The sequence below is a fragment of the Anaerocolumna cellulosilytica genome, from assembly GCF_014218335.1.
Classification (GTDB): Bacteria; Bacillota; Clostridia; order Lachnospirales; family Lachnospiraceae; genus Anaerocolumna; species Anaerocolumna cellulosilytica.
In genome coordinates this window covers 1,133,107-1,152,467 of the sequence record NZ_AP023367.1, presented here as the reverse complement: position 1 = coordinate 1,152,467, position 19,361 = coordinate 1,133,107, and the positions used below count along the sequence as shown (strand labels likewise).

Here is a 19,361-nt window from a genome sequence, read left to right as displayed (position 1 = left end):
CTGTATAACCAAATCAGGGTTATGAAAGATTGCCTTACCCTATGGCAGTTCTTACATAACCCTGATTCTTTCTGAACGTAGTACCGCTAAGCCCGGATATACAGCGCAAGCCTCAGCATAAATATTTATCAATAGAAGATAGAATTTCATTTAATTCATAGATAAGTTGTCCCGTCTCCTTAACACCTTTTATGAAGCTTCCGGACATACCGAACTCTCTGATTTTATCTATCCAGTTGAGAACCGTTTCTTTGCTGTGCCCGTCATACACTAAAGCATGATAAATATAAGCCAGCTCATTTTCTGCATTGGTATTAAACACAATGGGATCATCCGAATTTACCGTAACCAGAACACTGGGTAATTTTTTATTCTCTGTCTGCTGATCCACTCCGTTTAATTTCGTAATATAATGCTTATAGATACTTTCTATTTCACCTATGGAAGTATTGGACGTCGGATTCGTCTCTACATAGACACCCAGATGCTCAATCTTATTCCTGACATGGTTCTGTATGGTAGTTAATAATTCATAACTAAATTCTCCTGCATCAATTAAAATTACTTTAGAATACCGTTCCTCATACACCGGGCAAAAATACGTACATAATAATTTTTCCTTATTCCATAAGAAACTATTTCCATTATCATAACAACTGTCATATTCACGGCAAAAGTAGCTTCCTTCTTCTTTTACAGAACGCTCCTTGCAGTTTAAATTCTCCTCGCTCTTATTATCACTGCAATGGTCTATCATCGCCTTATATTTACGAAATATGTCATCCTGATTAATCAGAAATTTATCTTGGTATACCTCATAGAGAATATATGCATTCATACCGGTAGTATCGACATAAAGCTGTTTAGCCAGCAACATAATCCGTCCCTCTACCGCCTCAGCACTCACCGGCAGTTTTATATTCTGATAAATTAAAATTCCCCATAGCCATAACAAATTCTCAAGGTGTTCTAATATGGGCATGGCTACAATTTCGTTCTCCCTTAGCCAATACCCCAAATCCACACCTAAAGCAATCGCATGTCCTAATCGATCGCCTGTCTTATAATAAAAATAATCAATTACCTCATCAATGTGACGGAAGCCGGAAAGAACATGTCTGAAATCTTCTCCTACATGATAGGTAAAACCAAGGTTCTGAATTTTACTAGGAACTGTTCCTCCTTCGGGGAATATAAATGGTTTGGTTAAGGTTTTGGAGCGTATGGTACGAAAGACCGGCGCAAAAATCCACGGTTCTGCATCATTTTCATTGGATGCGGCGTCTATTCCGACGATATATTGATTCAGAAAAGGAACTTCACTTCGCATTTCTTCAATGGCATAGGCAGTGTTGAGTAATTGCCTCCTCCAAATCAGGTTATGATTTGACCAGCCCATACTGCCATTTATGTAGCTTAACCAGCAGGCATCCCCTAAGATGTTATCCGTGGACTTTCTTTTAATAAAATGAAATACAAGACCTATGGTAGGAATATGAACGGGATTTCGCAGAAGTATTTCTGCCAGTTCTTTTTTTGTTTCATTCCTTTTAAGAATATTATAGTAGTTTCCTATTGCCCGTTCCTCTTTTATCAGTGCTTCATAGGTAGCAGGATCAAATACAAGCTCGTAGATATAATTCCGATAGGTTGATAGAATTTCCTTTACCTGCTTTAACATTCTTTTTTTAATTTCAGCAATTTCTAAACTGTTGCTTCTAAGACTTTGTTCTGGTATATCTGGGGCAATCCGAAGTTCTATTTTTTTAATATTTTCTACCTGAAACTGTGTTTTAAATATTGCCTTTATAAAAGCTTCTTGGCTTTTTGCTTTTTTCATATGAAGCTTTGATTGTTTGAAGAATCTTTGGAAATATTCCAAGCCCAGAACAGAGCTTCTTTGTAAGATAGCACCAAAATACTCATTCTTTATTCTTATATACTGGATAAAGAGTTTATTTAGTATGTAATCTTCTTTTCCCTGTTTTAAGTATTTTAGTGCCTGATACAACAATATAAGTTCTGAAGAGGTCTGATAGCTTTTATAATTTTTATAATAGGTGGTAAGCAAAAAATCCGTCTTCGTTTCTTTCGTATAATTACATTCTGCCTTCTTAAGAATTGTATCTATCAATTCCTTTATGAGGATACGCCAGTTTATGTCTGCGGGCATTTTTCCTTCATACATGGCCAGCAGGATATCAATAAGTTTTTCTCCTTGCTCTTTGTCATAAGTTCTTTGAATATAATAAAAAATAGTAGTATCAGCAAGCCCCCTCTCTTTTTCAGTTAAATATTCGGCAAGAAGAATACGGAAAATCATTCCCTGTAATAAATAAATTTCCTTTTTCTCTATCTGCAATTCCATTGAAAGCCAAGTATAGGGATTGGTTTCATTTAACCAAAGGGAATTGTAATCAAAACCTGCATTCATATGAAGATGTGTTTCTGCCACTCCCTTTTTCAGAATTTCCCATAAGAGTTTATCTGCAAGTGATATAGTGCCGGTCTGCTGATAAAGGTATTGCATATCCAAATCAGAAAGTACAAAAAAAGCTGCAATCAATACGTCCGGAACCATTATCCGGCTTAAGGAATTCCACATCTCTACCTTATCAAAGGCTCTGCTGACTCCCAGTATATCTTCTTTAAAGGCAGGCGAGTATTTGTTTTTCCAAGTGCGGATAGCAATTACTCCGTCCCGGAAGGTTAAAAATGAGTTCGATAATTTAAAAAGATTTTTTATGTAATAACAATACACTCCATTCTCCGGCATACTACTTTCCGGATACTGGTTAAGATAAGCTGCAACCTCTTTTCTTAGTTCATTCTGGGGATAATATAGTTCCAGTAATAAAAACACATCATCCAGAGATTTCGGCCGAAATTCTCTTTTTGTACATATGTATTCCATTAACTGCTGCCTGGCATCTTCATATAATTTGTTATAATTTTTTCGTTCTGTATATTTTCCGATTTCCGTATGATACAAATGATAGAATCTGACTCCTAACTCTGCCAGATTGTCCTTTTCATAGAATTCCATATTAATATAAGGCATTAATAAAATACTTAAAATCTGGTTTATCCTATATTTGTTCATCCTCTATCCCTCGTATTATTCTTGCGTAGTACTGGTTAATGGCATCCTGCATGGCATCTTTAATGGTATCGGTAAACTCCTTGCCCATATATTCCCATTTTTCACCTTCTCCTTCTGTAGGGACTTTCTTATGCTCTTGCACCAGTTGACCATGTAACGTGGTAGTATTATCAATATGCCGGTTAAGCAGCTTCCTTCTCTTAGATTTCTCCTGTATTTTTGCTTCTTTGTTTTTACCTCCTGAATTATCTTCCTCCTGTATCCTTACTGGTTCTTTTTTTGGTATTTCTATTTTAGTTAATTCTGCGTTATCTGCCTTCGGTTCATGCTCTCCTTCTTTTATTTCCTGTATGGAGGTAATGACTTCAATATTCTCCATATTGTCTATACTCTCAATACGGACAATCTCGTCCTCCTCCTGGGTTTTTAGGGAGTTTTCTTCCTTTAGAAGACTACATAATTCCAGATAGAGTTTATAATAATAATGTTCTGTTTTATTGTCAGCCTGTCCAGTATCCATTGCAGTAATGTACCGTAATTCCTCATAGGAGAGAAGATGCTCGTCTTTATGGGAATTCAAGACATAACTACTTAAGAATAGTGGAATAAAGGCTTTATACAACTCGGTTTTCATAACAAATTCAATTGCCTTATCCAGATTACCTGGATTTACCCCATAGTCAAGGCTGTCCAGTATGTCATGAAAAGCTTCTACGCTTACCACATAGGTCTCTGAATTAACTGCATCTCTATCATTTTTTCGAACATTAAGCAGATAATTTCTCACATCCTCCAGTATGGCATAAAGCTCACGTTTATTAATAACCGCACCGTTTTCCTTCCCTTTTAAGGCCTCTATATAAGGTTCTAACCGTACATTGAAATTACTGTAGTTTAAGGACCGCAATATTGTTATGCCTTCTATGAATTTCTCCGTATCAATAACAATTATATATAAGAAATTATCACCTAGTGTAATTAAATCAGACTTTAAATTCAATAGTATACGGTTGGCACGAATATTGTCTAAAAAATTAAAACCAGTTTGAAACAAACTGTCTTCCTTTAAGAATAAGCTTATATTAGTAAACATATTGTCATCATCTAAAAAAGTTTCGTTAATAAAATTGGCGACATTGGTTAAGGTCACCATATTCTTAGATTCTTTAAATAAGGTGTTCTTTACCATTCTGCAAAAGTCATCTCTTACATTGGATTCATTCTCCATGCTTTTTGTAAATTCACTCAGATATAACGGACTGTTATTTAATAATTCTCTTGATTTTTCTACAAAGTCATAGCCCTCCAGATAATTTCCAACAAACCATGTAATGTCTTTTTCAATGGTTTTTAAATAAGAACAACGTATTCGAAAAGCAATCCCTACCTGCTCTAAACAATTCTGATCGATTAAATATATATTGCTATATGCTATATATATTAATTTTGTAATTGTTAACAGCCACTGTTTATCCTGTAGATACCAATCCACCAGCTGGGCTTTGGTAATCTCCTTTTCAATTTCCACCTTTAGGGAAAAGCAATGCAGATAAGAATACATAAAATTAGGTTCAAATATATCTGCATAGGCCCTTAGTACATTATTCTGCATGAGTTCCTCATAGTGATAGAAAAAATATCCCGAGGATTTATCCCAATTTTCGCTTACTAGTATTGCTCCATTGAACAGATAGCGGTTCATAAAATTAGTTATTTCTTTATACCCATGCAGCTGCTTTCCTTTCGGATTAAGTTTTCCGTTTAATTTCCGGTTTAGTATTAGCAGCAAGTTCTCTGTAAAAAACAGCAGTGCATATAACGCAAGATTTTGCTGTATCTGGCTGTTTAGTTTTCCTTTATTCACAAGTTCAGCATATATTTCATGAAATCTTTTGTTGAGATAACTGAAGTTAAGATATAGTTTCCACTGATTATATTCATACATAAATAAATTACTGACCAAAGGCTGTATCTCTCCAATCGGTATGTCTATGCTGTTATTGGCATGTAGTGTACTATATAAAAAATGTTTTATCTGATGAAACACGTTAGAAAGAAGCAGTAGAGTGTTACCTGTTCTTGTATAATCCTCACTTTCATGAATGAGGTTTTGTATTAGCTCCTCCAAGATAAAATAACCGTTGGAGAGTTGTCTTGAAGTATCCCCGAAAAAAGCGAGATAAAAGCTGATAAAATTATTTTTATAATATAAAAAATTCTCTTTACCGTTTTCATTCTCCTGACCAATGAAACGGTTTAACAATTGATTTAGTTCAATTTCCAGATTATTGTCTTTATTGATAAACTGTCTTTTCTTTTTATAATCCAGGAATTTGTCCAGATAGTAACTGTTGGCAGGGGGTAACACTTTATTCAGGTATAAAGCAGCTATGTTATTGCTTCTTTCCTGGGTAACTGCCTGCTCCATCTCTTGATATTCATAATAATGAATGACTTCCCAGTTCTCCTTCCCTGTATTTCCTCTGCCGATTTTTTTGTTCAGGTTATTTTCTAAGACCTCCAAAAACATCTCTTCATCTGCTGTAATAATCACAATGAGATTTGGATGGGACAAATACTTGGTTATCAGGGAAAGAAGCTGCTCTGCCTTGTCCGGCGATAAATCCACATCGTCGAAGATGAAGTATAGCAGTGGCAGCTGCTTTGCTTCTATCTGGATACTTATGTCATTCGCCTCCATAACCGCTTCAACAAAGGTTGTCCAGAATCTGGTAATATTTTTGGCAAAGGCATAGCTGTTCTTTGTCTGCTGTGCCGAATTGCCGATAGCATCATAAAAGGAGGTCTCCCCCATTGGGTTATAGCTTTGAGAAAAACATAGTTCACATAAAGAGTTATACTGCTTGCGCAAAGGATTATTCGTATTAAATCGGCAGTTATCAAAAAAGCTGCTTTCTGTACTTATATTACGTTTTGCTTTTATTTTTTCTTCTATCCTGCTTATAGATTCCTCTAATAGTGCCATAATCCAACCTAGCAAGTTTCCATTATCCGGTATCATTTCAGGCATTATAATAGGGAATACTACATCACAGCAATGTTCTACAGAATGTTCAATCATGTGTTTTAGAGTAAAAATAGCTGATGTCTTACCAGTACCCCGTTTCCCAAATATTGAAAAAACGTTATCATACATTAAATTGTACTGATAACGTTCTCCTAAATCTGTCCATACTTTGCTAGTAAATATTTCATTCCTATGATTCTCTAATCTTTCAAATAGATTGTCGTAGGTAGGAAAAACATTTGCCAACTGTTTCTGCGTTAAGATTTTTATCCCCATCTTATACTTTGGTACATATCTAAATTCCTGATTCCTATCATTAAGACCCCCCATATATACTCCCCCTTCATTCATATGGTTTAAATTTTAATTCTTTTCTAGTACTGCATAACCTAGAATTTCAATAACTTTTCCTTCATCAACCGGTATCGCTTTTAACAATGGGTTGTTGTTCTGCTTTTCGTTTTGAATAAATCTTTTTTCTTTGATTACATCAATATTCTGTGCCATTTCCTTAATGTAGACCGGCAACTGTACCTTGGACTGATCATTATATTGAAGTAAACTGTTTTCATTCACTATTCTTGCAGGAATGGTTTGGTCTTTGTGTTTACACTCCCCTGTAACACATGACTTCATTCCTTTTTTAGTACTGGTTTTATACCCCTTGTGTTTAAAAGCTTTTTGACTTGATTTTCCCGCACTCATATGCATCAACCTTTCTGACACCTTACCTTTAAAGGGACAAGTTATTTTTATTGTAGCACAATTGTAAATATATTGCAATGCGTGCCCGAAATGAGTGGCATCCAAAACAAGGATTGCAGAACATCTCAGAATTATTATATGATACAATTGTGAAAGAATGTCAGGATAATAACAAACCGCTTATCCTTTTTTACACCAAAGTTAGTTGACTTTATACCTATGCCCGCTTTAGCAGATTTACTTTGATAGTTAAAATTGTTTTCTTTCAATCTACTCTCTGTGTGTAATTATTCCTTTTTTCTGATAACTTATTCTTATTATAATTTGTCCCCAGGTTTTTGTTCTATTTTTTATATTTTAGCCGGGCTTTTCCTGTTTTCGGTAAATGGCAGATGTTGATTGATGCATTAACTTATGGTTTCAGTTGTAGAATTACATATATTTTTGTATTCACCTCCTAAAACAGGCAAGCAAGCTTTATTGCTGACTGGCGTCCATTTCCTCCTCTTGCTTGGAATGGATTTCAAACCAGCGTTTTCCTTCTAAAGATACAATCATATCAATTTCTGTTAGAAGCTCTTGCTCTAATTTTACTATGTACTTTTCATTGGCAGGCGTTAAATCATTCTTACCTTTATTAAGAGTAAGATAGGTTTCTTTTTTTATGCTATAGACAGAAACTGCCTGTTTTATTCCCTCTGCACACTTCCGGTAGTTCGTCCAGTTCTCCTTATAATGCCCCAGATTATTTATAGATAAAGAAACCCCGGCAATTGCAGCAAGAATACTTACAAAAATCTTGGCTTCACCGTTGTTATTAGAAAGTGCCAGTATGGGTATGGCTGCATTGGATATCAAAGCTGTAATGTTAAATATATAGTACATTCTTTTACTGCTTTCAGCTTTATCAATATACCATTTTAAAAGATTACTGGTTCTAAAACGGATACTATCTTTTTCAATAAAATCAAGCATTTTGACTACATAATCTTTTTCATGAGAGGTAATATCTTTACTCCCCTTATAACTGCCCCAACTATTTTTTATGCTGGAATTAACAAACCCATTCACAAGTTTTTCTATGTACCCCAAGCTTCTCCCCCCTTAGCTCTTAATGCACGCGAAATTGACTTTTTATTTTATACTAGATGTATTCATCACTGTGTCTTATGTCAGTAACTTTCTTCAACAGGCTTTTAACTATGTATTAAGTAAATTATTCCCATAAAATTATTTTAGAATATAACCTTTAGAAAAGCAATAGAAATTTTAGTACATACAAGAATTTCTTTTAATTCTACTATGAGAAGACTCTTCTTGGTAATTTTTAATTGAGAAAACTATCTGTCGTAACTCATTGAGAAAATCTCCCCCATACCTAACAGCAGAAAGAGGAGATTTTCAGACAATCATTTTATATATTTTTTTTACTGGATGTTTATTTTGGATGTCTTTATTTTTGGATGTCATTATTTTTGGATGTTTTTACATTATTAAAATAAAAGTGTAGTACAAGTTACTAATCTCATAATATTTATTTCATTACTTTCCATGGATCTTAGAAAGTCTATTACAGTGTTACCATATCTCCTTCCTCCGCTTTTTTAAAACTCCTTTACATTATGTTTGATAAGCTCTCTACTTCTTTTTTCCAATACTTCCTCCTCAAAGATTATAGTATAGATAATTACTTCATGGCTAATTTGTGAAGGAACTAGTCAGAATTATAATACCCAAATTTAACAAAGAATGCCTGCAGGACTACTTTGTGTAATACCATGTTACCTCTTACAGGCTTTGTTAAAAAGATACATTTTTTCACATTTTAAGAACACTTTTTTAACAAATACGTAGAAAACCGGAAGAAATCATACCACCATACTTATTAAATCATAAACTGACTAATACCTACAGATACTATTTCTTAAAGCCTTACAATTAGTACTGGTTTTTCTTTTGAGATTGTGGTAATATAGTAAATTATAAAATCTAGATATTTTTTAATTACATATGTATTTTATTCAATAAAGACGTTGAGACAATTAGCCTTGTTTTGACGTCTTTTTTATATCAAAAGAGAAAATTTGTGCCTGCGTTTAAAATATATGCAGGTATGGGAAAGGGCATTTTATGAAAAAAAGACTGGATTTCCTGCAAGTATTATTATTGATTGTTACAAACACTCTTATCTATTACAGCGTATCTCGTATGACAAATAGAGGTACACTAAATGAGACAAAAGCTTTCTTGGCATTTATCCTCCTATCCAGTATTACTGTTTGTCTTATTAATTTCTTCGGAAACCAAAAAATTGTAAAATTTATGCAAGAGATTAGGTATATATTGTCTCAGTTTAATGAAGGTAATTTTACAGTAGGTTTTCATGGAACATCAAATCGAGGAGAGTTTCAATTAGTACAGGAGGAATTTGAGGCTCTAAGATGTATGTTTAATAATTGGGTTCATGAATTATTAAACTCCGCCGTATCCATTAAGATGTCCGCGGATATTATCAATTCTGCTTCCGGCAGAACTGCTGACGGCATGGGACATCTCAATTACAGTTTAAATGAAATCAAACAATTCTTTGAAGAAAGCTCCGGTATGTTAAATGACATAGCCGGTACCACCATTCAATTAGCTGACAGCAGTATGAATATTACTACCTTAAGCTCCGCAGCCGTTAAAAGTATACAGAAAACCAATCGGAATGCCGTAAAGGGAAGTGAAGCTATGGAAAGGGTTACTTCTTCCATGCAGCAAATGAAGGAAAATATTACAGCATCCTATGAAAGAATGATTGAACTTGAGCAAACCTCAAAGCAAATTGGTACCATTACGGATACTATAGCCTCTATCTCACAGCAAACCAACCTTCTTGCCTTAAATGCGGCAATCGAATCTGCAAGGGCAGGAGAGCATGGGAAAGGCTTCGCTGTCGTTGCTGATGAAGTTCGTAAGCTGGCCGAGGAATCTAAAACGGCAACCGATGAAATCAATGAATTAATCCAGATGGTCTGGCAGGAGATAGCAGATGCTGTTGCGGCAATGAAGCAGGTTCGCCTGGATGCTGACCTGAGTGTGGAACTGGCTGCCTCCACCGGCGATAACTTTAAAAACATGATGAATACTCTAACGGATACTGTAACTTTAATCGAAAAAATATCTATTGATGTGAATGAACAATCAAATGCCACAGACACCATATCGCAAAGCACAGCCACCGCCGCAGAAAAAGGACATATCGGAACTGCTTCCGTTCAGGAAATAGCCAGTGTACTTGAAACACAGTTAGAAGATGCTAAATTAAATCAAAAAAGTACAAACGAGTTATTAAAGGTTTCATTAAATCTGGATGAAATTATGAAAAAATACGATTACGTCATAGGAAATCAAATGCTCTCCGTCTGTCACCAAATTGCTAGTCTACATGCAAAAAAACCTTTAACCTATGAAGATTTAATGGACATTCAATTTAAAAGCGGCCTAACGGAAATACACCTATTTGACGAGAATGGGGTTGTTTTTTTAAGTAATAATAAAGACATTATTGGATTTCAATGTAGTACGGAAGCAGGCAGCCAAACTTATGAGTTCTCACAGCTTCTGCATACCTCTTCCATTGAAGTAAACCAAAAAACTGCCTTTCGTGATATAGACGGCAAATTATTTAAGTACGCAGGAATAGCTATGGCTGATGGAAAGGGTATCATCCAATGCGGTTTAGAGGCTTCCACAATGATTCATTTTAAAGGAAGTCTATAATTAGCCGCTCCTAGCTCATAACTAAAATAATTTAATAAAAAACGTCCCTGTTTTAAAGTTTATGTAATCCATAATGTCTACGATTGCCAATCATTATTTATCCTTACATACAGATTTTTCTGTTCGAAACCTTCTATCTATATAAATTGAATTTTAGTTTTTTTAACTTATACTTTTTTGTCCAGTACGTTGTTACAATCTCCTTATTAATAAGGAAAAATATTATTACAGCTACCAATACATTTATCCAGTTAAACCAGCTTATATATATATAATTTGCCGCTACAAAGTACACTAAAAGGATAAGACAAATCTTTGTCTTATTGCAGATGACCAGCCTCACCTTTTTCACTACATCAAAGTACCTTACCAGAAATAAAGAAAAATAAGAGACTGCCGTGGAAATTGCGGCGGCATATAATCCAATCCCCTTTATAAGTGCCAGATGTATAATAATATTTACAACTGCTGCCACTGCTGCTGAACCACCGGATTTTTTTGTATTGAATTGTGCCAAGTAAATACTGCCTAAAAACTGGGACAGCATGGAAAATAAGACGGAAGCCACCAATAACGGTGTTATATAGTATCCTGTAAAATATTCCTGCTGAAACAGTTTTTCATATATCAAAAAATTCATACTTATTATAACCATACATATGGAGCTTAATATTGTAATAATTCCATTGAATATATAACTGTAATATACATCCCTGTCCTGGTCCTGAAAGGTCTCTACAACATTCTCCTGCCATGACAGGTGAAAGACACTGAACAGAGTCTGGCATAAATTAGGAAATTTATTGGCTACAGCATAAATTGCATTATATGAAGTGCCTAAAAAGATACTGATAATGGTTCTGCCCGATACATTAACAATCCACCAGGAGATTTCAGCCGGCAGAAGAGGAATACTATAACGTAACATATCCTTTAGTAAAGAAAAATCAAATCCTGAAATTGAAATATACGCATAAGCTCTTGATACAACAAGCATTATCACCGTACAAAAAACATAACCGATTGTGTACCCTAATATTATCCCTTGTAGTCCCATTTGCAATATTTGTATCAATATAAAAGAGGACACGGCCATAGCAATAACAAAAAGCAGGCTGCATATAGCATATATGGGTATTTTCTTAATACCCCTCACAATTCTTGTGGTTATAGTATAGAATGTTTCAGCCACCAGTAAGATATAAAAATAAATCAGTATGCCCCGTATTTCTGTCCTTAATAATGCTATAACTGATATTGCAATGAAAGAAATTAAAAGTCCTGTCAGGTTAAGGAAAGAGGCTGTGCTAATAATCTTTTTCCGTTTTTTATCCTCATCCGTATCCAGAAGAAATCGAAATACAGCTTCGTTACTGTCCAAAGTAAACAGAGGCATCAGTAAGGTAACATAGGTTAATAACAAATCAAAGGTTCCATATCCCTCCTGCGACAACCAGCGTGTGAACAACGGTGTCATCAAAAACATCAAACCTTTGGTACAAATAGTTCCCACACTAAGAATTGCCGTATTCTTGATTAGTTTTTGATTTCGCTTATCCTCACTCATAGCAGGATTCCTCCGAATGTTTTACAGTCTGTTTAGGATAAGCTGTCTCTATCTGATAAGACTCTGCCCCATGTTTTGCATATAATGCTGCCAGTTCATAAAACAGTAGAAAAGGTACCTGATAATAGGTAATGGTAAAAAATTCAGATACTAAAATACTCAGTAAGGCTGCTAAAAAGAAACTTCCATATTTTGTTTTTAAGCTTATCCTTTTTGCTAATTTACCAATCGTTGTAAAGTAGGGTATATAAAATAACAGAAAACCCGTAAGACCTAAATTACATAACAATTCAACAAAATTATTATGTGAGTATAAACGTACTCCTTCATAGGCGAACAAAGCTTTAAAACCATCGGTACCAACCCCGAAAAGTTTATTAGACATAAAGGTCTGAAAAGCATCCTTAATCATTTGAAACCGTACACTGGCAGAAGAATCTCCCTGTCCGGTTTCTAAAAAATCAAAAAGCATTTGAAACCTTACCCAAAAACTGTTATATAAAAAAGTTACATTGGTAAATAGATAGTATAAAACGAATATAGAAAAGCCTCCTAAAGCTAAAAATTTCATTATCTTTAGAGCCCTTTTTCTATTCTCAATCCAATAATAAACCACCACAAATATTGCAAAAATAAGAAGTAATTTTCTTGTGCCGGATAAAGCCATTCCTGAAAAAACTATAAGTACCTCCAGGTAATTCCATCTCACCGCTTTACCGGTCATTATTTTTTGTAACAGAAATAACATACTAAGAGTTAGAGCATATGTTAGAAACATTCTGGAACCATAACTTGCAAAAACAGTTGTTCCTAATCTACTCCCACCGATGTGAAACGGACGTTCATATAGTATACAAAATATAGTGATGAATACAGAGCCCTTTATCATCCAGTAACTCACAAAATCTACCGTTTTATCAACACTCCCCATCACTCCGTATAATAACTTCATCGCACAAACGGCAAAGCAAAAACTAATAAGCATTGCCCGAATCATGGCAAATGAACCGTTAGGAGAACGATAAACGGATAGAATGGAGTAGGTGAGAAAGAGAGCATAATAAACTTCAAACTGAATAAACCGAAATCTTTTAATACCCCAGACAAAGAGTACCATACACAATCCACCGACGGCATAATAGCCATATCTGGTAAACAAAGGCTGTAACGGAATTGCCAAAAGAAACAATATTACAACACACTCATATATACTGTATTGGGGTACTCGTATTCTTAAGGTTGTATTTGTCATATTAACTCCCATCTGTGTACTTTATAGTACACATAAAGATCAAGATGTTTAAAAACGTCTTTTGTCTTTTTAACTAATACCTGTGCCTTTCAATTTTTTAGGGCCTATTCAAAAATTTGAACAGCCCTAAAAGTCTTACGTGACGGAATCAGTCAGAATCAACAAATAAATTAAGGTGTGAAAATATTAGAGTTCCGTCATTCCCTGCTAAGGACTTCTTCAAGCAGCCTATGTTTTTTTAATGTAGAAGAACCACAGTACTTTTCTGTCATTTCAGACATAAAATTAACCTTCTTCTCTCCATGAATTGCCCCCAGATACGTCTTATACTCCAAGCTTCCATTGGCGTAATTACCGGCAATTACTCTCTCCTTGTATTTTGTCATATCTGAAATCATGAACTTATAATGCAATAAAACGGAGTAACAAGGCGTATTACAGTTACGGGAATAAGGAAATTGATAATGGGAGCAGCCTTGAAAATCACCTTCTGTATAAAAGAATAGAGGATATTTTGTTAAGGTACAGTTAAAATCCTCATTATACCTGGAAAAAACTCTGGTGCGAGGTCCTCCATGTATTAAATCCAAACGGTAGCTGGATACAGGTACATATCCCTCTTTATCAAAGTACCTATAATCACGCATGGAATCCCTATTCTTGTCCCCAAAGGCAAACAGGTCATTTGGTGAATACATATCAAGCATCAATGCTCTAACCCGTTTCATACTCTTATTTTTTATGTCCTTCATAAAATCCTGAATACAGTTATTTTCACAATCCATATAAACAAACAATTCGTCAGAATCCACACACAAATACCAATGCTTTTGACCAAAATAAGCATAGATTCTGTTCATCCAGCCTTCCCGGTTATGTGTGGTATACGTAACTTCTGTATAATACACATTCACATCTTCCTGCGCTATTAAAAATTCTCTTGTTCCGTCAGAAGACATATTATCTATAAAAGCAAAGTGTGTGATCCCTATGGCTCTGTAATGTTCTAGAAAATCTGCTATTCGGTTTATATCATTCTTTATAAGGCAGATAACTATAACATCCTCTTCTTTAAGAGAATCCTTAGCAAATGCTTCTTTTATAATTCCGATTTTTGCTTCCAGGAATGCTGTAACAACTGCAGCATGCTCCGGTTCTGCCCACATAAAACGATTTAAGGTGCTCAGATACCCGGTTATGTATTTTTTATCAAAGCCGATATATCCTCCACCGTCAGAAGCCTTTTCTACCTTTTTTTCCAGATTTTTTTTAGAGAAACCTTTTCTTTTACCGGAATGAATTAAGCCATCTAAATAGCATAGAAATGGAAGCTTTCGAATAATACTATCCCTAATTATTTTTAGCATCGTACACTACCTCCATGTACCTTAACTCTTGCAATATTAAGTACGCCGTGTAGAATTTAAAAACTTAAGATTCTTTACTCCTCTCTAAGAAAGATATATTTGTTCTAATTGTCTGACCGTATCGTGGATATCATACCCCCTATTAAGAATTGTCTTGACACCTTTATGTCTGTCTATATTCGTAGCATACAAAGAAAGGATTCTATCCGCCCATATACTTACCCCTTCCTCCAAGGCAAGCATTTCAGTCTGTTCCGTAAGTCTTACCTGTTCAGATATCTTATCAGAAAAGACACAGGGAAGCCCGGAAGCCTGGGCTTCAATAGCAACTATAGGCAGTCCTTCATAAAGAGAGGGCATAACAAAAACATCCATAGCACTATAAAAATCTGACGTATCATCATGTAAACCTGTAAATATAACCTTTGACTGCAATTGATATTTCTTCACTATCTCTTTTACATCTCCTTCTAATTCACCTGTTCCTGTCAGCAATAAAAAAGCATTCGATTGTCGTTTGTTAATCTCTTCAAATATTTCAATTAAATACGTATGATTCTTTTGTTTTGAAAATCTTCCGATGTGTCCAACAACCAATGCAGTTTCTTCAATATTGAAACTTTCCCGGCAATCTTTCCTCTTTTTTTCAGAATATCGAAACTTATCCGCATCGATACCGTTATAGATTAATTTTGCTTCAGTAGCAGACACTTTACCAAACATAAAGACAGCCGCCGCATCAGAACAGGCAAGTTTTTTGTCTGCAATTACATTCACCAAGGGGATTAGTGCTTTCTGCATCAGTTTTGATTCACTGTTACCGCCATTATGACTATGGATAATTAGTTTCATGCCGTAAAAGAGATAATAAGGAAAACAATAAAGTAATTCAGTCGCTGCCCCTGTCTCTATGTGAATATACTTATAATCATGATGCTCTTTATAAAACTTCCATAGTGCCGCAATGGTCTTCACTGGATTTAACTTGTACTTTGGTAAAAAATAAATGTGATTTGTGTTGTTATAAAAAATACTAAATTCCTCTGCAAAGAGGCACTTTTTATAGCCATGGATTAAAAAGTCAAACTGCACCTTCTCTTTGTCCGAAAATAAAGTAGTATTTCGAATAAAGGTCTCCACGCCTCCCATTTTACCCGTATGACCAATAATCAAGATTTTAACCGATTTATTCTCCATCTATCTTTACCCCACTTCTTCATCAGGTTAAGCTATGTTCACTCTTTAAGGCTGCTTAATACCTTATAAAGCTTTACATAATTAAACGGTAGATGGAGGAGTCTTTTTAAAAATCCAACCTTCCACCTGCTGCTCCACAAATCTTGTTTAAGCTGCTTAGGAGCTGTTAAATAGAACTTTAATTTTGCTGGTTTTGCCAGATAGGTTACTTTTTCATCTAAAAATTGAAAGTTTGCAAACATATTTAATTCCTTACGGTTGGGTGTATTGCCAACTGCAATAATCTTTGCAAATGCTGAAAGAGAAGATACTGTAAGCTCTGTGAGAGTAGGGTAATGCTTAAGGGTATTTATATAGGAAATTGCGCCCTCTTGAATCGCTTTTACATGCAGCGCTTCCGGCAAAAGCTTCCCATTTTTCACATACTCAAACGGATACAATATCGGTTCTATGGTATGATTGGCATCAGAACAGGTATATTTTTTTGCTGAACCCTCTAAAGCCATAAACAAGGTTTCTGCCAGTCCTACAAAAGGTTTCCAAACCATACACCCATTTTTCCCAGCGTCATTACCGACATAACCCTGTATATCCAAGTCCCACTTTGCATCCTTTGATAGACTGATGTAATAGCCGTGCATGTTTACTGGTATTCCTGCTTGTTCTGTAATCTGCTGTAAAAAATATTGAAGAGACCCCCTCCAACCGATATCCACTACAGCCACTTCACCATAAAAGTCATTCGCCTTAAGATATCTAAGAAGACTGTCATACTCCTTCCTGGAATTCGCAACCATATCCGGCTTTATCTTCCCATAGAAGGCAACCAAGCTTTCACTGGCTGAAATCTCGCTGCGCTTAACTACCGTTGAAAGAGTTAGCCCGCATTCCTTTAGCTCCTTCATATACTTATCCGGTTCTAAACCAATATTTATTAAAAATGTTTCCATGGTTATATATTTTGCTGCCGGGAAACCATAAACAATGCTGTTAAGATCCGATTGAAACCACAACTGAGGTACACGCAAGCTTCTTCGCGATACACAAATATAGTGCTCTTTAAGTCCACTCTCCGGATACATGGTATCAAAGGCTGCCTTCATTATTTTACCGTCTCTGGAAAAGAAAAATATTTTAGATATATTTCTTTTTTCCAAGTCCTTCTTTAACCACCTGTTAAAATGATGCAGCAGAATACCAAAAGTTTCATAACCAAACCTGTAATACTCGTCTTGTTCTGACGGCATAGTGCAGTTTATCATAGCTTGCAGTATTTGGTATGCTAATTTATCTTTTGGGGAAACGTCTGATACTACATCTCTGCTTAACTGATTGATTTTATTTGGCACTAAGACCGATTTTATCCCAAGCTTATTCGCCGCCAAATAATCACTTTGAAACGAATCTCCAATATGTACTAGTTCTTTTTCTGATATTTTTAAAGACTTTAATACATGCAAGAATAAGCTCCCGGTACTTTTTTTAAATCCGGTTAAAGAGGAGAGATAAAGCCTATCATATGCGGTATATCCGCATTTGGTAAGCATTTCCTCAATCAATGATGCAGGCAGATATATATCAGAGATACATAACACCTTTTTATTATTTTCTAAGCACCATTCAAAAAGCTTTTTCATATCCTTATTTTCACAGCATAGTTGTAGTTCCAAATCATATTCTATTTGCATCAAGATTTCTTTATCCTGCACGGTAAGCCCGTTAATCTGTCTATAGATATCCGTTAGAGTGATTTCTTCCGAATGTATTGGTGACTCCTGCCCTGCTTTTGACTTCTTATCGTCTAATACAGCTCTGGCATGAATTTCAGCCTTACTGCGCATAGTCTCATAATCAAGAATTACCTGCCCAGTTCTTTTCTTAAACTCCTCTGCTGCCAAATAAAAGATATGACTTGGTTTCTCTACTGTTCTTTTTAATAGGGTATCAAAAATATCAAATGATACATAGGAATACCCCTCTATACACTTTTTTATCTTCTCTATATTAAGAGGAGGAAGTGTTCTTACTCTTTCTTTTGCCATCACTTTTAAATTGCTCTGCATACCGACTACCACCTCTTACCTCTTTATTGGTATAACATACAATGCCCGCTTTCCCTCATGTACCGAATCAATACATACCTTATCGCCCGTATGATTCCATCGTGGATGCAAATCACACCGGGTATTATTATCATAGCGAAACGGAGCAAATACTCTGGCAATTCGCTTTGCTTCCCCTTGAAGCCTACCATTCTCCCTGCACAAATAGACGGAAGCTAACCGTTTCCGGTTTGGATAGGTATCTGTAATAATATAATTACCATCCGGTGAGTAACTGCAATGTCCATCCGTATGCAACTCTGGCCACAACATTCTGTAATCTTGCGATTGATCCCTTAACAGGTAATAATGGTCACCGCCGTCGGGCTTACGAAGAAACGACAATATCTCTCTGTTATTTTTCCAGTAACAATGGGATACAAAGACAGTATCAGACAAGTTATACATTTCACTTCCGTCAGCATTCATTGTAACCAGTCTGGTATGCTTCCTTCCTTTTTGAAACCATCGATGGAGTACCATAAACCGACTGCCATCAGGTGAAATCATGATATGATTCACTTTATGTTCTGCACCCTGCATCGTCTCATCCGGTTCAAATGCTGCAAAATCCGTATAATTCTTTAGGTCGGCTATGTTACCGCTATTAAGATATAATATGCGAATAGCAGGTTTATCCGGACAGAATATATTTTTAGTATCTTCTGTCAGGTTGGAGTAACCATAGCCCGGACGCATCCTGTGAAGTCTTGAAAAATCAAGGCTAAGAGCATATTCACCGCTCCTTGCTACATCATAAACCGGCAGTTCATAAACCCGTTCTTCTTTCATCGTATCTACTGAGAAAACCACCGAGCAAAAACGTCCATTCCGGCAGTCATTATAAATGATTCGGCTTTTAAAATCCGGTCCAAGCCATTGCGCCATACAACCTTGCTGTACATTCCAGGAATGGGATTTAGCAATTGTAATCGGGGTATAACTATTATGGCTGTCCAATAATACGATTTCTCCAATCTCTTTTGGCGCAGTTTGTTTATAAGTCTGCCTCACCTTTAACCCAATCATATAGCGGTTCGTGGCATCCCAAGGGGATTTATCATAATATCCAAAAAAATATTCATAACCATCCTCTGGAGATACTCGAATAATTTCACCTTCTGCCTTTATTTTCTCGTTTGATATAGTGAACATACCAAGTTGATAAATACGTTTACAAGCATATTTTATTGCCGGAAATTGCTCAGTCAGCTGTTTTCCCGCATTTTCTATCCATAATAAATCCATAAAAATACTATGTCCTTTCGATAATTG

11 protein-coding genes are annotated in these 19,361 nt (G+C 35.5%); 1 reads left to right on the top strand and 10 read right to left on the bottom strand.

Translation table 11 applies throughout. The annotated features are described in order from the left end of the window. Window positions 1-112: 112 nt before the first annotated feature. From acsn021_RS04985 to acsn021_RS04970, 4 genes are all read right to left on the bottom strand, one after another. Window positions 113-3,103: an amidohydrolase family protein gene (locus acsn021_RS04985; RefSeq protein WP_184090571.1), complete on the bottom strand. Its 2,991-nt coding sequence runs from the start codon at window positions 3,101-3,103 to the stop codon at window positions 113-115. Next, window positions 3,090-6,461 (bottom strand): P-loop NTPase fold protein, encoded by a 3,372-nt coding sequence (locus tag acsn021_RS04980; RefSeq protein ID WP_184090569.1) that lies wholly within the window; start codon window positions 6,459-6,461, stop codon window positions 3,090-3,092. The genes acsn021_RS04985 and acsn021_RS04980 overlap by 14 nt, the downstream gene beginning before the upstream one ends. Window positions 6,462-6,494: 33 nt before the next feature. After that, window positions 6,495-6,836: a hypothetical protein gene (locus acsn021_RS04975; protein WP_184090566.1), complete on the bottom strand. Its 342-nt coding sequence runs from the start codon at window positions 6,834-6,836 to the stop codon at window positions 6,495-6,497. 477 nt (window positions 6,837-7,313) lie between these two features. Beyond that, a complete protein-coding gene (locus acsn021_RS04970) occupies window positions 7,314-7,928 on the bottom strand; it encodes a DUF4231 domain-containing protein (RefSeq protein WP_184090563.1) in 615 nt (204 codons plus the stop codon). A gap of 1,038 nt (window positions 7,929-8,966) precedes the next feature. Here acsn021_RS04970 and acsn021_RS04965 point away from each other — a divergent pair. Beyond that, window positions 8,967-10,601, top strand: a complete 1,635-nt coding sequence (locus tag acsn021_RS04965; RefSeq protein ID WP_184090560.1) for a methyl-accepting chemotaxis protein — start codon at window positions 8,967-8,969, stop codon at window positions 10,599-10,601. Window positions 10,602-10,734: 133 nt separating this feature from the next. On the opposite strand, the gene acsn021_RS04960 is transcribed toward acsn021_RS04965, so the two are convergent. From acsn021_RS04960 to acsn021_RS04935, 6 genes are all read right to left on the bottom strand, one after another. Next, window positions 10,735-12,168 carry a lipopolysaccharide biosynthesis protein gene (locus acsn021_RS04960; RefSeq protein WP_184090557.1) on the bottom strand — a complete coding sequence of 478 codons (1,434 nt, stop codon included), beginning with the start codon at window positions 12,166-12,168 and terminating at the stop codon, window positions 10,735-10,737. Continuing rightward, window positions 12,161-13,420 (bottom strand): O-antigen ligase family protein, encoded by a 1,260-nt coding sequence (locus acsn021_RS04955; RefSeq protein ID WP_184090554.1) that lies wholly within the window; start codon window positions 13,418-13,420, stop codon window positions 12,161-12,163. The genes acsn021_RS04960 and acsn021_RS04955 overlap by 8 nt, the downstream gene beginning before the upstream one ends. 197 nt (window positions 13,421-13,617) lie before the next feature. Further along, window positions 13,618-14,787 (bottom strand): glycosyltransferase family 2 protein, encoded by a 1,170-nt coding sequence (locus acsn021_RS04950; RefSeq protein ID WP_184090551.1) that lies wholly within the window; start codon window positions 14,785-14,787, stop codon window positions 13,618-13,620. An 84-nt stretch (window positions 14,788-14,871) separates the two neighbouring features. Next, on the bottom strand, window positions 14,872-15,984 hold the full coding sequence (locus acsn021_RS04945; RefSeq protein WP_184090548.1) for a glycosyltransferase: 1,113 nt from the start codon (window positions 15,982-15,984) through the stop codon (window positions 14,872-14,874). Window positions 15,985-16,022: 38 nt separating this feature from the next. Further along, complete coding sequence (locus tag acsn021_RS04940; protein ID WP_184090545.1) at window positions 16,023-18,047, bottom strand: HAD family hydrolase; 2,025 nt, start codon at window positions 18,045-18,047, stop codon at window positions 16,023-16,025. Between the two features lie 15 nt (window positions 18,048-18,062). Further along, window positions 18,063-19,334: a DOMON domain-containing protein gene (locus tag acsn021_RS04935; RefSeq protein WP_184090542.1), complete on the bottom strand. Its 1,272-nt coding sequence runs from the start codon at window positions 19,332-19,334 to the stop codon at window positions 18,063-18,065. Window positions 19,335-19,361 lie beyond the last annotated feature (27 nt).

Coding starts and splice junctions, on each gene's coding strand:
- acsn021_RS04980 (WP_184090569.1), bottom strand. CDS start 6,461: ATGGGGGGTCTTAATGATAGGAATCAGGAATTTAGATATGTACCAAAG.
- acsn021_RS04940 (WP_184090545.1), bottom strand. CDS start 18,047: ATGCAGAGCAATTTAAAAGTGATGGCAAAAGAAAGAGTAAGAACACTT.
- acsn021_RS04950 (WP_184090551.1), bottom strand. CDS start 14,787: ATGCTAAAAATAATTAGGGATAGTATTATTCGAAAGCTTCCATTTCTA.
- acsn021_RS04985 (WP_184090571.1), bottom strand. CDS start 3,103: ATGAACAAATATAGGATAAACCAGATTTTAAGTATTTTATTAATGCCT.
- acsn021_RS04975 (WP_184090566.1), bottom strand. CDS start 6,836: ATGAGTGCGGGAAAATCAAGTCAAAAAGCTTTTAAACACAAGGGGTAT.
- acsn021_RS04965 (WP_184090560.1), top strand. CDS start 8,967: ATGAAAAAAAGACTGGATTTCCTGCAAGTATTATTATTGATTGTTACA.
- acsn021_RS04945 (WP_184090548.1), bottom strand. CDS start 15,984: ATGGAGAATAAATCGGTTAAAATCTTGATTATTGGTCATACGGGTAAA.
- acsn021_RS04955 (WP_184090554.1), bottom strand. CDS start 13,420: ATGACAAATACAACCTTAAGAATACGAGTACCCCAATACAGTATATAT.
- acsn021_RS04935 (WP_184090542.1), bottom strand. CDS start 19,334: ATGGATTTATTATGGATAGAAAATGCGGGAAAACAGCTGACTGAGCAA.
- acsn021_RS04960 (WP_184090557.1), bottom strand. CDS start 12,168: ATGAGTGAGGATAAGCGAAATCAAAAACTAATCAAGAATACGGCAATT.